This is a genomic window from Streptomyces sp. NPDC048415 (assembly GCF_040651675.1).
GTDB lineage: Bacteria > Actinomycetota > Actinomycetes > Streptomycetales > Streptomycetaceae > Streptomyces.
In genome coordinates, this window is sequence record NZ_JBEZKJ010000005.1 from 1 (window position 1) to 12471 (window position 12471).

The window sequence follows — 12471 nt, forward strand, 5'->3', positions numbered from 1 at the left end:
GGCCCCCCTTGTCGCGCTTCGCGCTCGTCCTCAAACGCCGGACGGGCTGAAAATCAGCCTCCGGCGTTTGAGGGGGCGGAGGGGGCGGAGAAGGCAGAAACGCATTGCCCAGAACGGGCGACCCCGTCCGCGCGGCTCACCCGGCGGCGCGGTGCCGTTGCGTATGGCTATTTGCATGATGAGCACACGAATGAGGTGCCGCGGTGTCGCGGTGCTGTTGGCGGCGGTGGTGGCGACGCCCGTGGGGGCGGTGGCGGCGGAGACGGGGCCGCCCGCGCCCGGACCCGTGAGCGAGCTGGTGCCCGGCGTGCCCCCCGGCCCCCTCCAGCCGTGGCAGATCGACACCCCGGACCAGGTCCTGGCCCCGAAGGTGTACACGCCCAGCGCGGAAGAGGACGCGGTGGAGCCGAGGGACGCCCCCGTCGGCACGGACGCGCTGATCGAGTACGTCCCGCTCAGTGACGCCGCCGCGGTCCCCGCCGTCGCCTGCACCAAGCGAACGGGTCCCTACCAGCGCCAGGTCGAGCGCCGGTTGAAGCTGGCCGTGGACGGAAAGCAGTCCGCCGCCGACTGCCGGGCCATCCGCGCCTTCCAGAGGAAGTACGGCATCAAGCCGAGCACCGGCTTCGCGGGCCCCGTGACCTGGGCGCGCATGCAGCTGCTCGCCGCCCAGAAGAACCCGAACGCAGCCCGCAAGTGCCCGGTCCGTACGTACCGCGTCGCGTGTGTCGACCTCAACCGCCAGCTCACCTGGGTGCAGAAGGGGAAAAAGGTCGTTTATGGGCCGGTACCGATGCGTAGCGGGGGAATCGGACACCGGACGCGTGCCGGCTGGTTCAAGGTGTATTGGAAGCACAAGAACCACTGGTCGACGCTCTACAACAACCCGATGCCGTACGCCCAGTTCTTCAGCGGCGGCCAGGCCTTCCACGCCGTCTACGGCAGCATCTACACCACGGCCGGTTCGATGGGCTGCGTGAATCTGCGACTCGCCGACGCCCGCGCCCTGTGGCGTGTGCTAAAGAAGGACGACCGTGTGTACGTGTGGGGCCGCCGGCCCGGCAGCTGACCCATGCCTTCCGGGGGCCTGCGCATAAAAGACTGTCGTACCCCTCTGAGACACTGGGGGCGCGATGACAGAGACAGCACACCCGCGGACGGCAGCCCTGCGCGCCCGCGCCGAGATCGATCTGGCCGCCCTGCGAGCCAACGTGCGGACCCTGCGCGGCCACGCGCCGTCCGCGGCCGTGATGGCCGTGGTCAAGTCCGACGCGTACGGCCACGGGGCGGTGCCGTGTGCCCGCGCGGCGCGCGAGGCGGGCGCCACCTGGCTGGGCACCGCCACACCCGAGGAGGCCCTCGCCCTGCGCGCGGCGGGGCTGCCGGGCCGGATCCTGTGCTGGCTGTGGACCCCGGGCGGCCCCTGGGCAGAGGCCATCGAGGCCGACCTCGATGTCTCGGTCAGCGGGATGTGGGCCCTGCGGGAGGTCGTGGAGGCGGCCAGGGAGGCCGGCACACCCGCCCGCGTCCAGCTCAAGGCCGACACCGGCCTCGGGCGCAACGGCTGCCAGCCCGCCGACTGGCCCGAACTCGTCGGGGAATCCCTGAGCGCCGAGGCCCAGGGGCTCATCCAGGTGACCGGTCTCTGGTCGCACTTCGCCTGCGCCGACGAGCCCGGCCACCCCTCCATCCAGGCCCAACTCACCCGTTTCCGCGAGATGGTGACGTATGCCGAGGAGCGGGGCGTCCGCCCCGAGGTGCGGCACATCGCCAACTCGCCCGCCACGCTGACCGTCCCCGAGAGCCACTTCGACCTCGTGCGCACCGGGATCGCGGTCTACGGCATCTCGCCGAGCCCCGAGCTCGGTACCCCGGCCGACTTCGGGCTGCGCCCGGTGATGACCCTGAGCGCGTCACTCGCACTGGTCAAGCACGTTCCGGCGGGTCACGGCGTCAGCTACGGGCATCACTACATCACGCCCGGCGACACCACCCTCGGCCTCGTGCCCGTCGGCTACGCGGACGGCATCCCGCGCCACGCCTCCGGCACCGGCCCCGTCCTGGTCGGCGGCAAGTGGCGTACGGTCGCTGGCCGCGTGGCGATGGATCAGTTCGTCGTCGACCTCGGCGGGGACGAGCCCGAGCCCGGCGCCGAGGCGGTCCTGTTCGGCCCGGGCGACCGCGGCGAGCCGACCGCCGAGGACTGGGCCCGCGCGGCGGGCACGATCGCGTACGAAGTCGTCACCCGGATCGGAACCCGAGTGCCCCGCGTCTACGTGAAGGTGAATAACGAACAAGACGGGTAACACCGAAGAGGTGTGCAGCACACCGATCCCGGCGTCACCCCGAACGAATCCAGTACCACCACCCACGACACAGCAGCAGCCGGCGAAGAGGAGCGGGAAGTGAGCGAGAGCAGCGCGGAGGCCGTCGCGAGTGCGGCCTCGGCGGCCGCCGCCTCCGCCGGGAACTGGCGCAAAGCCGGTGTCGCCGGCGCTGCCATAGGCATCGTGGCCGCGGGCGCCGCCGCCGGAGTCGCCATAGAGCGGCTCACGGTCGGGCGCGGCATGCGCCAGAAGGCCCGCCTGGCCCTCGACTCGACGGGCCCGTACGGCTCGCTGCGCGGCACCCCCGGCAAGGCGTGCGCCGACGACGGCACCGAGCTCTACTACGAGGTCGACGAGGCCGAGCCGGAGGCCCCGCTCGCCCCGCGCCGCCGCAGGCTCTTCGGCCGCAAGGCCCCGGCCCCTGTCACCGTCGTCTTCAGCCACGGCTACTGCCTCAGCCAGGACTCCTGGCACTTCCAGCGCGCCGCGCTGCGCGGTGTTGTACGGACCGTGCACTGGGACCAGCGCAGCCACGGGCGCTCCGGCCGGGGCGCCGCCCAGACCAAGGACCGGACGCCGGTCACCATCGACCAGCTCGGCCGCGATCTCAAGGCCGTCATCGACGCGGCCGTCCCCGAGGGGCCGATCGTGCTCGTCGGGCACTCCATGGGCGGCATGACGATCATGGCCCTCGCCGAGCACTACCCCGAGCTGATCCGCGACCGGGTCGTCGGAGTCGCCCTCGTCGGTACGTCGTCGGGGCGGCTCGGCGAGGTCAACTTCGGGCTGCCCGTCGCGGGCGTCAACGCGGTGCGGCGCGTACTCCCCGGTGTGCTGAAGGCGCTGGGGCAGCAGGCCGCCCTGGTGGAGCGGGGGCGGCGCGCCACGGCCGACCTGTTCGCCGGGGTCATCAAGCGGTACTCGTTCGCGGGCCGCGACGTCGACCCGGCCATCGAGCGGTTCGCCGAGCGGATGATCGAGGGCACGCCGATCGACGTGGTCGCCGAGTTCTACCCGGCGTTCACCGAGCACGACAAGACCGAGGCGCTCGCCCACTTCGCCGACCTGCCCGTCCTCGTGCTCGCCGGGGTCAAGGACCTGGTGACCCCGAGCGAGCACAGCGAGGCGATCGCGGACCTGCTGCCGGACGCCGAGCTGGTGCTCGTCCCGGACGCCGGGCACCTGGTCATGCTGGAGCACCCCGAGGTCGTCATAGACCGCCTCGCCGACCTCCTCATGCGCGTGGGCGCCGTCCCGGCAGGGGCTACCGTGGGTGGCTATGGAAGCACCAGCAGCACCGCACAACCCGGCTGAGCCCGCGCAGGACGGGGTCAGCGTGCAGATCACCATCAACTCACCCGAACACATGCAGGAGTTGGGCCGCCGGCTCGCCAAGCTGCTGCGCGCGGGCGACCTCGTGATGCTGAACGGGGAGCTCGGCGCGGGCAAGACGACGCTGACCCGCGGACTCGGCGAGGGGCTCGGCGTCCGGGGCGCGGTCACCTCGCCGACCTTCGTCATCGCGCGCGTGCATCCCTCCCTCGGCGACGGTCCACCGCTCGTGCACGTGGACGCGTACCGCCTCGGCGGCGGCCTTGACGAGATGGAGGACCTCGACCTCGACGTCTCGCTGTCCGACTCGCTGATCGTCGTGGAGTGGGGCGAGGGCAAGGTCGAGGAGCTGACCGACGACCGGCTGCATGTCGTCATCCACCGGGCTGTGGGGGACACCACGGACGAGGTACGGCACGTCACGGTCACCGGGCTCGGGCGGCGCTGGGTCACGGCCGACCTGAGCGTGCTCGCGGCGTAACCGCGCAGGAAGGTTCCGACAAGACGTCGGCAAGATATTGCGTTCGGCATCCCGGCCGTGGTCACATGGACATCAGTACGTAGTTAGGTGTGCCTAACCACGCTTGCCCCCGGGGCCCCAGGAGGCGTCCATGCCGGCTTCAGAACGTGACGTGTCGGCGCAGCCGTGCGGGGCGGCCGGTGTATCGATGCGGGATCTGCTGGCGTCGTGCGCCGCGGCCGACGCGGTGTCGAGGCCGCCGCGCGACCCCGCGCCGCCTGCGACGGAACCCGCGGAGGTACGGCGCCCCGAAGCGGCGTAACGCCTATCGGGCTGCGGCGCTCCGAAGCGGCGTAACGCCTACCGGGCTACGGCGCCCGAAGCGGCGTAACGCCTACTGGATGACGATGACCTTCACGCCGATCGTGGCGAAGTCCCACATGGCGTTGCCGTCCGCGCGGGACTCGCGGATGCCGCCGAGCTTCTTCGTGGAGTCCGGGGCGGCCGTCGAGCCGTTCACCGCCGCGCTGAAGCCGACCGCGATGCCGTCGACCAGCGTGAACCGTACGACGTGCTCGATCTCCGCCCCGTCCGATCCGGTGACCGCGCGGTTGCGCGACGTGACCGCGTAGGTGCCGACGGCCGGATCGACGGTGCCCGGGGTGACCTTGAAGGTGTGCTGGACCTTGTTCGTCGGGCCGACCAGCCACACGCGGTCGTCGTCGGTCGAGTAGACGACCCGCTCACCGGCGCCGGACTGGGCGGGCAGCGCCGCCGGGTTCTTCTTGTCCCGGGGGGCCTTGGAGGCGGCGGCCTTGGGCGAGGCGCTCGCGCGCGGTTTGCCCAGGGTGTCCGGCACGTTCGCGGACGCCTGGTAGGCGAGGAAGCTGACTGCGGCGACCGCCGCGACGGTGAGCCCGGCCACGAATCCCGAGCTGCTCCTAGCCACCTTGTGTGCCCACCTCTCGAACTTCGTACGTCTTTGCTGTGACGGTAGCAGCAGGGGCGCGGCAGACCTGGGCGGCCGTGCCTTGGCCTCGGGCGCCGTACGCTGTTTGCGTGCTCTTGCTCGCTCTGGATACCGCCACCCCCGCCGTGACCGTCGCCCTGCACGACGGTACGGCCGTCATCGCCTCCTCGAGCCAGGTGGACGCGCGCCGGCACGGGGAGCTGCTGCTGCCGGCCGTGGACCGGGTGCTCGCCGAGGCAGGCCTCCGGCTCGACGCCGTCACCGGCGTCGTCGTCGGCGTCGGGCCCGGCCCGTACACCGGGCTGCGCGTCGGCCTGATGACCGCCGACACCTTCGGGCTCGTGCTCGGTGTGCCCGTGTACGGCCTGTGCACCCTCGACGGGCTCGCCTACGCGGCCGAGGCCGATGTCGAGGGTCCCTTCGTCGTGGCGACGGACGCGCGCCGCAAGGAGGTCTACTGGGCGCGCTATGCCGACCGCCGTACGCGCGCCTCGGAGCCCGCCGTGGACCGGCCCGCCGACATCGCCGAGACCGTCGCCGGTCTGCCCGCCGTCGGCGCGGGCGCGCTGCTCTACCCCGACACCTTCCCCGACGCCCGGGCGCCCGAGCATGTCTCGGCGGCCTCGCTGGCCTCCCTGGCCGCGGAGAAACTCGCCGCGGGCGAGCATCTGGAGCCGCCCCGGCCGCTCTATCTGCGCCGACCGGACGCCCAGGTGCCCAAGAACTACAAGGTGGTCACCCCCAAGTGACAGCCGTACTGCGCGAGATGCGCTGGTGGGACATCGATCCCGTACTGGAGCTGGAGCGGAACCTCTTCCCCGAGGACGCCTGGTCCCGGGGCATGTTCTGGTCCGAGCTGGCCCATTCGAGAGGGCCCGAGGCGACGCGGCGGTATGTCGTCGCCGTCGAGGGTGAGCGGCTCGTCGGGTACGCCGGGCTCGCCGCCGCCGGTGACGTCGGCGACGTGCAGACCATCGCCGTCGCCCGCGATCAGTGGGGCACCGGCCTCGGCAGCCGCCTGTTCACGGAGCTGCTGCGGGCCGCGACCGCGTTCGAGTGCGCCGAGGTGATGCTCGAATGCCGCGTGGACAACGTCCGCGCGCAGAAGCTGTACGAGCGCTTCGGCTTCGAGCCCATCGGCTTCCGCCGCGGCTACTACCAGCCGGGCAACATCGACGCCCTGGTGATGCGCCTCGACACGGCGTCCGACAGCGGCTCCGCCGCGGGCTCGCCCTCCGTACAAGGAACACAAGGAACCGGGATCAATGGCTGACTCACGCGACGAGCCTCTCGTACTGGGCATCGAGACCTCCTGCGACGAGACCGGCGTCGGTATCGTCCGCGGCACCACCCTGCTCGCGGACGCCATCGCCTCAAGCGTCGACGAGCACGCCCGCTTCGGCGGTGTCGTGCCGGAGGTCGCCTCCCGCGCCCACCTGGAGGCCATGGTCCCGACCATCGACCGGGCACTGAAGGAAGCGGGGGTGAGCGCGAGGGATCTGGACGGCATCGCGGTGACCGCCGGGCCCGGGCTCGCCGGCGCGCTGCTCGTCGGGGTGTCGGCGGCGAAGGCATACGCGTACGCGCTGGGCAAGCCGCTGTACGGCGTCAACCACCTCGCCTCCCACATCTGTGTGGACCAGCTGGAGCACGGGGCGCTGCCGGAGCCGACGATGGCGCTGCTGGTGTCCGGCGGCCACTCCTCCCTGCTGCTGTCCACGGACATCACCTCCGATGTACGGCCCATGGGCGCCACCATCGACGACGCGGCGGGCGAGGCCTTCGACAAGATCGCGCGCGTGCTCAACCTCGGCTTCCCCGGCGGCCCGGTCATCGACCGCTACGCGAAGGAGGGCGACCCCAGTGCCATCGCGTTCCCGCGCGGACTCACCGGGCCCCGCGACGCGGCGTACGACTTCTCCTTCTCCGGTCTGAAGACGGCCGTGGCCCGCTGGATCGAGGCCAAGCGGGCGGCGGGGGAGGAGGTGCCGGTGCGTGATGTGGCCGCGTCCTTCCAGGAAGCGGTCGTGGATGTGCTGACCCGCAAGGCCGTACGGGCCTGCAAGGACGAAGGCGTCGACCACCTCATGATCGGCGGTGGCGTGGCGGCCAACTCGCGGCTGCGCGTGCTCGCCCAGGAGCGCTGCGAGGCCGCCGGGATCCGGCTGCGGGTGCCGCGGCCGAAGCTGTGCACGGACAACGGGGCGATGGTGGCCGCGCTGGGCGCGGAGATGGTCGCGCGCGGCCGGGCCGCCTCCGACTGGGACCTGTCGGCGGACTCCTCGCTGCCGGTGACGGACCCGCATGTGCCGGGCCGTACGCACGAGCATGACCACGACCACGTCCACGAGGTCGCGAAGGAGAACCTCTACTCGTGACCGTCGCACTGATGTGGGAGGCACGGGCCGTCCCCGGGCGGGGCGAGGAGCTGCTCGCCTGGGTGCGGGCGCAGGAGCCGGCCGCGCCGCCGCTGCGCCGGGAGATCCTGCGGGCTCCCCAGGACCGGGTGCTCGTCATCACCTGGTGGGACGCGGCGTACGACGCGGAGCTGCCCGAACTCCCGGAGCCGGACGGGGAGTTGGTGGCCCGGGCGGTGCACCGGTGGCGGTTCGAGTCGGTGGCCTGACGGCCGGCGGGGCCGGTGCCCTGACGGCTGGTGAGGCCGGGGTCCTGCCACCTCCGTTTCCGGCCGGGCTTCCCGCCGACCTCGGTTTTCCGGAAGACTCCTGCAAAGTTTCGCTGGTGTGGCGGGGAGCGGTGGGGGAGTCTTGGACACGTCGACGGAGGTGGGCGCAGTGGCCCGGGAGAGCATCAAGAACAAGGTGACGATCACCGAGATCGCCCGGCAGGCCGGGGTCTCGGTGCCCACCGTCTCGCGTGTCGTCAACGGCCGCTCCGACGTCTCGCCGGAGACCCGGGCCCGGGTCGAGGACCTGCTGCGGCACCACGGCTACCAGCGCAAGTCGTCCGCGCCGGGCGACCGGGCCGCCCTCATCGACCTGGTCTTCAACGACCTCGACAGTCCATGGGCCGTGGAGATCATCCGGGGTGTGGAGGAGGTCGCGCACGCCTCGGGCGTGGGCACCGTGGTCTCCGCGATCCACGGCGCCTCGGGCTCGGCCCGGCAGTGGATGACCAATCTGCTCGCCCGCGCCTCGGACGGCGTGATCCTGGTGACCTCGGTCCTCGAGCCCCGGCTGCACGAGGAGCTGCGGCGGCTCGGCGTACCGCTCGTCGTCGTCGATCCGGCCGGGTCGCCGTCCCTGGACGTGCCGACCGTCGGCGCGACCAACTGGGCCGGCGGCATGGCCGCGACGGAGCATCTGCTCGGCCTCGGTCACCGCAGGATCGGCCTCATCGCCGGGCCGCCGCGGCTGCTGTGCTCGCGGGCCCGCCTCGACGGTTACCGGGCGGCGCTGGAGGGCGCGGACATCGCGGTCGACGACGCCCTGATCGTGCCGGGCGACTTCTACCACGAGTCGGGCTTCGACGGCTGCAACACCCTGCTCGACCTGGCCGAACCGCCGACCGCACTGTTCGCCGCGAGCGACCAGATGGCGCTGGGAGCGATCGAGGCGCTGCGACGCCGGGGGCTTCGGGTTCCACAGGACATGAGCATCGTCGGCTTCGACGACCTGCCGGAGGTCCGCTGGTCGGCCCCGCCGCTGACGACCGTGCGGCAGCCGCTTGCCGACATGGGCAAACTGGCGACGCGTACGGTGCTGCGGCTGGCGCTCGGTGAGGAGCCGGCGTCGCCCCGGGTGGAGCTGGCCACCGAGCTGGTCGTGCGGGCCAGTACGGCACCGCGCGCCTGAGGGCCTGCGTCACATCCGTGCGTGCCGGGCGCGCGGCGTCTGGCACGCACGCTCGCCGCGTTGCCGAAACGTTCTAGTAGCTCCTTCCCCGCTCTCGGCTTCGCTCGCGCGTGGGGAGGGACCCCCATCGAGGGCGCTCCGGCGCCTTGCGATCGCACGCTCCCCCACTCTCGGCTGAGCTCGAGCGGGGACCCCCGTGACGCCGCGCGCTGATCCGGTCGGGGATGCGACACACGCCCTGAGCCACCGACCGTCTCGCGGTGACTCCGATATTTGTCAGGGGCGTTGACATACCCGCCCCACGCCCGTAACTTCCGTGCGCACTTGACCGATAATTTTCGGCACTCTTCCGGAAGGTGTGCGATGCGAGCGTTGGGCAACACCTCTCTCTCCCGCCGCGGATTCCTGGCGGCCTCCGCGGCGACCGGACTGGGGGCGGCCGCCCTGAGCGCGTGCGGCTCGTCCGGCAGCGGCAACAGCTCGGGCAAGACCACCATCGAGTGGTGGAACATCACCACCACCGACCCCGCGAAGAAGCTGTGGGCCCAGCGTGCCAAGGAGTTCGAGGCCGCGCATCCCGACGTGAAGATCAAGATCGTCACGCTGGAGAACGAGGCGTACAAGTCGAAGATGACCGCCCAGACCGCCTCGGGGAAGCTGCCGGACATCTACCACACATGGGGCGGCGGGGTCCTCAAGCAGCAGGTCGACGCGGGCCTGGTCGAGGACCTGACGGACAAGGTCTCCTCCTGGACGAAGGACTTCGTGCCCGCCGCGCTGGCGGCGTACAAGTTCGACGACAAGTCGTACGCCGTCCCGTTCGACATCGGCATGGTCGGCTTCTGGTACAACAAGGCGCTCTTCAAGCAGGCCAAGATCGACACCCCGCCCACCACCTGGTCCGGCTACCTCGACGCCGTCAAGGCCCTCAAGAGCGCCGGAATCACCCCGATCGCGCTGGCCGGCAAGGAGAAGTGGCCCGGCATGTACTACTGGGCGTACCTCTCGATGCGCGTCGCCGGGCTCGAAGCGATGCAGAAGGCCGCGACCGACGCCGACTTCACCGGCGACGGCTTCGTCAAGGCCGGCCGGCACCTCAAGGACCTCGTCGCCCTGCAACCTTTCCAGAGGGGCTTCCTCGGCGCCGCCTACTCCGAGCCCAACGGCGAGGCGGCCACCATGGGCAACGGCAAGGCGGCCATGGAGCTGATGGGCCAGTGGGCGCCGGTCGTGGAGAAGTCGTCAGGCAAGGGCCTCGGCACCGACCTCGGCTTCTTCTCCTTCCCCGCCGTGGAGGGCGGAAAGGGCGCGCTCACCGAGGTGTTCGGCGGGGGCGGCGGGCACGCGGTGCGCAAGGGGGCGCCGGACGCGGCGGTGGAGTTCCTGAAGTTCTTCGCCGAGAAGGAGTTCGCCGAGAAGCTCGTCACGCAGACCGGCCTGATACCGGTCTCCCAGGCCGCGCGCTCCGCGCTCACCGACCCCAACCTCACCGCCGTCTCGGACGCCCTGAACTCGGCCACCGGCTTCCAGCTCTACCTCGACCAGGCGTACGCCCCCGCCGTCGGCCAGGAGATCAACGACAGCGTCGCCGCGCTCATCGCGGGCTCCAAGTCGCCCGAGCAGGTCGCGCGTTCGGTCACCCAGGTCGCCAAGAGCGAGAAGAGCTAGCGGCCGCCGATGACGCACTCGACGACATCGACGTACGTACCGGACATCGGCAAGTCGCCCGACGCGGTGCCGCCGCCGGCGTCCGGCGAGGTTCGGCCGAGGCCCGTCCTACGCCGCTTGCGCGACTGGCTGACCGCCTTCGCGTTCACCGTTCCCGCCCTCACCCTCTTCGGGCTGCTGGTGCTGGTGCCGATGGGCTACGCGTGCTACGTCAGCTTCTTCAACTGGGGCGGATTCGGGTCGCCTTCGGACTTCCAGGGGCTCGGCAACTACACGCGGCTCCTGAAGGACCCGGTGTTCCTCGGGGACTTGTGGCGCGGCGGGCTGCTCATCGGCTTCTCGATGGCTTTGCAGCTGCCGTTCGCGCTCGCCATGGCCGTGCTGCTCAACCAGAAGCTGCGCGGGCGGGCCGTCTACCGAATGCTCTTCTTCGCGCCGTACATCCTGTCCGAGGTCATCACGGGTGTGCTGTTCAGCATGATCTTCGCGCCGGGGGACGGGCTCGCCGACAAGATGCTCGACGCGGTCGGGCTGAGTGGCCTGGGCGGGGACTGGTTCGCGGGCCAGAACACCGTCCTGCCCACCCTCTTCCTCGTGATGACCTGGAAGTACTTCGGCTTCCACATGATGCTCTACCTGGCGGGTCTTCAGGGCATCCCGGCGGAACTGCACGAGGCGGCGCGGATCGACGGCGCGGGCACCTGGCAGCGCTTCCGGCACATCACCCTGCCGCTGCTGGCCCCGACCATCCGGATCAGCGCCTTCCTGTCCGTCATCTTCTCCATCCAGCTCTTCGACCTGGTCTGGGTGATCACCACCGGCGGCCCCGACCACGCCTCCGAGACGATGGCGATCTCCATGGTCCAGTACGGCTTCAAGCGCTATCAGATGGGCTACGCCAGCGCCATCAGCGTCGCCATGTTCCTGATCGCCCTCGTCTTCGCCCTCGCCTACCAGCGCTTCGTGCTGCGCCGTGACACCGAAGGAGCCATCACCACCATGCGAGCGAACCGATGAGCGCGCAGAGGGGTGTCCCGAAGAGCGTGCGGCGGCGCCGAAGGCTGCGGGCCGTGCCCCTGTACGTGATCCTCTGGCTGGTCGGCGTCTTCATGGTCACGCCGCTCCTGTACGCCCTCATCTCCGGGTTCAAGTCCACCGACCAGCTCTCGCGCAACCCGTTCGGCCTTCCTTCGCCCTGGGTGACCTCCAACTACACGTCCCTGCTCGGGTCGGGGGCGTTCTGGCGGTCCATCGGCAGCAGCACCGTGATCGCGGTGGGCACCACCGTGCTCACGGTGGCGACAGCGGCACTTGCCGCGTTCGCGCTGGCCCGGTTCGGCTTCCGCGGAAGGGAGTTGGTGTTCACGCTGTTCACGATGGGCCTGATGTTCCCGTTCGCGGTGGCGATCCTGCCGCTGTTCATCCTGCTGCGTACGTTCGGGCTCCTCGACAACCCATGGGGCGTCATCCTTCCCGAGGCGGCCTTCGGGCTGCCGCTGACGATCGTCATCCTGCGGGGCTTCTTCCGGGAGATCCCCGGTGAGCTGGAGGAGGCGGCGACCCTCGACGGCTGCTCACCCTTCGGCTTCTTCTGGCGCATCCTGCTGCCGCTGGCTCGGCCCGCGCTGGGCACGGTCTCCGTCCTCGCCATCGTCGGCAGCTGGAACCAGTTCCTGCTGCCCCTCCTGGTCTTCAGCGAGCCCACCTGGTGGACGGTCCCGGTCGGCATCCAGCAGTTCCAGGGCCAGTACGCCTCCGACGTGGCCCGCATCTTCGCCTATCTGGTGCTCGCCATGGCGCCCGCCCTGGCCTTCTACGCGGTCGCCGAACGGCAGCTGATCGGCGGCATCACGCTCGGCGCGACCAAGGGCTAACACCGTCCCCTACGCATGTGAGGAG

The 12471-nt window shown here is 71.0% G+C and carries 13 protein-coding genes; 12 read left to right on the plus strand and 1 reads right to left on the minus strand.

The annotated features are described in order from the left end of the window. The first annotated feature begins 175 nt into the window (after positions 1-175). From AB0D27_RS05570 to tsaE, 4 genes are all read left to right on the plus strand, one after another. Positions 176-1069 carry a L,D-transpeptidase family protein gene (locus tag AB0D27_RS05570; protein ID WP_362502397.1) on the plus strand — a complete coding sequence of 298 codons (894 nt, stop codon included), beginning with the start codon at positions 176-178 and terminating at the stop codon, positions 1067-1069. A 64-nt stretch (positions 1070-1133) separates the two neighbouring features. Continuing rightward, positions 1134-2306 (plus strand): alanine racemase, encoded by a 1173-nt coding sequence (gene alr, locus AB0D27_RS05575; RefSeq protein ID WP_362502400.1) that lies wholly within the window; start codon positions 1134-1136, stop codon positions 2304-2306. A gap of 99 nt (positions 2307-2405) precedes the next feature. Then, the gene (locus AB0D27_RS05580; RefSeq protein WP_362502403.1) at positions 2406-3641 is read left to right on the plus strand and encodes an alpha/beta hydrolase; all 1236 of its coding nucleotides are present in this window, start codon (positions 2406-2408) and stop codon (positions 3639-3641) included. Continuing rightward, positions 3607-4140: a tRNA (adenosine(37)-N6)-threonylcarbamoyltransferase complex ATPase subunit type 1 TsaE gene (gene tsaE, locus AB0D27_RS05585; protein WP_362502406.1), complete on the plus strand. Its 534-nt coding sequence runs from the start codon at positions 3607-3609 to the stop codon at positions 4138-4140. Before AB0D27_RS05580 ends, tsaE begins: the two co-directional genes overlap by 35 nt. A gap of 373 nt (positions 4141-4513) precedes the next feature. Here the strand turns inward: tsaE and AB0D27_RS05590 are convergent, their stop codons facing one another. Beyond that, positions 4514-5068 carry a hypothetical protein gene (locus AB0D27_RS05590; protein WP_362502409.1) on the minus strand — a complete coding sequence of 185 codons (555 nt, stop codon included), beginning with the start codon at positions 5066-5068 and terminating at the stop codon, positions 4514-4516. Between the two features lie 110 nt (positions 5069-5178). On the opposite strand from AB0D27_RS05590, the gene tsaB reads away from it, so the two are divergent. From tsaB to AB0D27_RS05630, 8 genes are all read left to right on the plus strand, one after another. Beyond that, complete coding sequence (gene tsaB, locus AB0D27_RS05595; protein ID WP_362502412.1) at positions 5179-5838, plus strand: tRNA (adenosine(37)-N6)-threonylcarbamoyltransferase complex dimerization subunit type 1 TsaB; 660 nt, start codon at positions 5179-5181, stop codon at positions 5836-5838. Positions 5839-5855: 17 nt separating this feature from the next. After that, positions 5856-6362, plus strand: a complete 507-nt coding sequence (gene rimI / locus AB0D27_RS05600; protein WP_362502872.1) for a ribosomal protein S18-alanine N-acetyltransferase — start codon at positions 5856-5858, stop codon at positions 6360-6362. Continuing rightward, complete coding sequence (gene tsaD / locus AB0D27_RS05605) at positions 6355-7467, plus strand: tRNA (adenosine(37)-N6)-threonylcarbamoyltransferase complex transferase subunit TsaD (RefSeq protein ID WP_362502414.1); 1113 nt, start codon at positions 6355-6357, stop codon at positions 7465-7467. The genes rimI and tsaD overlap by 8 nt, the downstream gene beginning before the upstream one ends. Further along, a complete protein-coding gene (locus tag AB0D27_RS05610; RefSeq protein ID WP_362502417.1) occupies positions 7464-7715 on the plus strand; it encodes a hypothetical protein in 252 nt (83 codons plus the stop codon). Before tsaD ends, AB0D27_RS05610 begins: the two co-directional genes overlap by 4 nt. Positions 7716-7884: 169 nt before the next feature. Beyond that, complete coding sequence (locus tag AB0D27_RS05615; RefSeq protein WP_362502874.1) at positions 7885-8904, plus strand: LacI family DNA-binding transcriptional regulator; 1020 nt, start codon at positions 7885-7887, stop codon at positions 8902-8904. A gap of 372 nt (positions 8905-9276) precedes the next feature. Next, positions 9277-10572 (plus strand): extracellular solute-binding protein, encoded by a 1296-nt coding sequence (locus AB0D27_RS05620; RefSeq protein ID WP_362502876.1) that lies wholly within the window; start codon positions 9277-9279, stop codon positions 10570-10572. A gap of 9 nt (positions 10573-10581) precedes the next feature. After that, complete coding sequence (locus AB0D27_RS05625; protein ID WP_362502420.1) at positions 10582-11589, plus strand: sugar ABC transporter permease; 1008 nt, start codon at positions 10582-10584, stop codon at positions 11587-11589. After that, a complete protein-coding gene (locus AB0D27_RS05630; RefSeq protein WP_362502423.1) occupies positions 11586-12446 on the plus strand; it encodes a carbohydrate ABC transporter permease in 861 nt (286 codons plus the stop codon). The genes AB0D27_RS05625 and AB0D27_RS05630 overlap by 4 nt, the downstream gene beginning before the upstream one ends. The last annotated feature ends 25 nt before the right edge of the window (positions 12447-12471 follow it).